The sequence below is a fragment of the Palleronia pontilimi genome (genome assembly GCF_016412875.1).
Taxonomy (GTDB): domain Bacteria; phylum Pseudomonadota; class Alphaproteobacteria; order Rhodobacterales; family Rhodobacteraceae; genus Palleronia; species Palleronia pontilimi.
The window spans coordinates 1-1,533 of record NZ_JAEKPD010000042.1; the positions used below are offsets into that span (position 1 = coordinate 1).

At 46.8% G+C, this 1,533-nt stretch carries 2 protein-coding genes; one reads left to right on the forward strand and one right to left on the reverse strand.

Going from position 1 to position 1,533, the window contains the following annotated elements; translation table 11 throughout:
- The coding region (locus ILP92_RS18960) for a hypothetical protein (RefSeq protein WP_497549934.1) at positions 1–362 on the reverse strand (362 nt) is incomplete at its 3' end.
- A gap of 101 nt (positions 363–463) precedes the next feature.
- Here ILP92_RS18960 and ILP92_RS18970 point away from each other — a divergent pair.
- On the forward strand, positions 464–1,533 hold a 1,070-nt coding region (locus tag ILP92_RS18970), incomplete at its 3' end, for a hypothetical protein (RefSeq protein WP_198917833.1).

A 1,533-nucleotide genomic window follows, 5' to 3' on the forward strand; every position in this document is an offset into this window, starting at 1 on the left:
GTTCTGTACAACGGCACATTAACACTGCACATCGTTGGCAGGATACGGAGCGCAATGGAAGTCATCACCTCAAGCTGAGCTATCTGGTGTGGCTGCAAAAAGGTACCCTGTGCCAATTGTTGTTGTTGAGGTTGTTGCCCGAGTTGCTGTTGTGACTGTTGTTGGGGTTGGGAAACGCATTGGCCCAACTGTTGGGGTTGCTGCTGCTGAGTTTGGATGGAACCCTGAACCTGTTGTTGTTCTTGCAGGATGATGGAGTAGACGATAGCACGGATTGCCTCATAGCGGGATTGCTGGGGGATTTGCGGCAACTGCTGGCAACATTGTTGTTGCATCACATGGCAACTGCTCTGCTGCAACATTTGCGACCTAGCAAGACTTTGTGGCATAGCCACAGGGCTGCATTGCTGCTGGAGGAATACCTTGCATGGGTTTAGTTGCTGCAAGATAGATGGATGAACAAATGGTATTTGTTGTTGCAGTAGAACTGGCTGTTGTTGTTGCGAAAATGGTGGTTGTTGCGGTAGAATTGGTTGTTGTTGTTGTTGCGAAAATGGTGGTTGTTGCGGTAGTACTGGTTGTTGTTGCTGCGAAAATGGTGGTAGTTGCTGTGAAAATGGTGGTAGTTGTTGCTGCGAAAATGGTGGTTGTTGCGGTAGTACTGGTTGTTGTTGCTGCGAAAATGGTGGTAGTTGCTGTGAAAATGGTGGTAGTTGTTGCTGCGAAAATGGTGGTTGTTGCGGTAGTACTGGTTGTTGTTGCTGCGAAAATGGTGGTAGTTGCTGTGAAAATGGTGGTAGTTGTTGCTGCGAAAATGGTGGTTGTTGCGGTAGTACTGGTTGTTGTTGCTGCGAAAATGGTGGTAGTTGCTGTGAAAATGGTGGTAGTTGTTGCTGCGAAAATGGTGGTTGTTGCGGTAGTACTGGTTGTTGTTGCTGCGAAAATGGTGGTAGTTGCTGTGAAAATGGTGGTAGTTGTTGCTGCGAAAATGGTGGTTGTTGCGGTAGTACTGGTTGTTGTTGCTGCGAAAATGGTGGTAGTTGCTGTGAAAATGGTGGTAGTTGTTGCTGCGAAAATGGTGGTTGTTGCGGTAGTACTGGTTGTTGTTGCTGCGAAAATGGTGGTAGTTGCTGTGAAAATGGTGGTAGTTGTTGCTGCGAAAATGGTGGTTGTTGCGGTAGTACTGGTTGTTGTTGCTGCGAAAATGGTGGTAGTTGCTGTGAAAATGGTGGTAGTTGTTGCTGCGAAAATGGTGGTTGTTGCGGTAGTACTGGTTGTTGTTGCTGCGAAAATGGTGGTAGTTGCTGTGAAAATGGTGGTAGTTGTTGCTGCGAAAATGATGGTTGTTGCGGTAGAACTGGTTGTTGTTGCTGTGAAAATGGTGGTTGTTGTTGCTGCGAAAATGGTGGTTGTTGTTGTTGCGATAATGGTGGTTGTTGTTGTTGCTGTGAACATGGTTGCTGTTGTGGAAATTGGTGTGGTTGTTGTTGGATGGGTTGTTGTTGTTGGTGGTGCGTTAATGTTTGTTGTGGT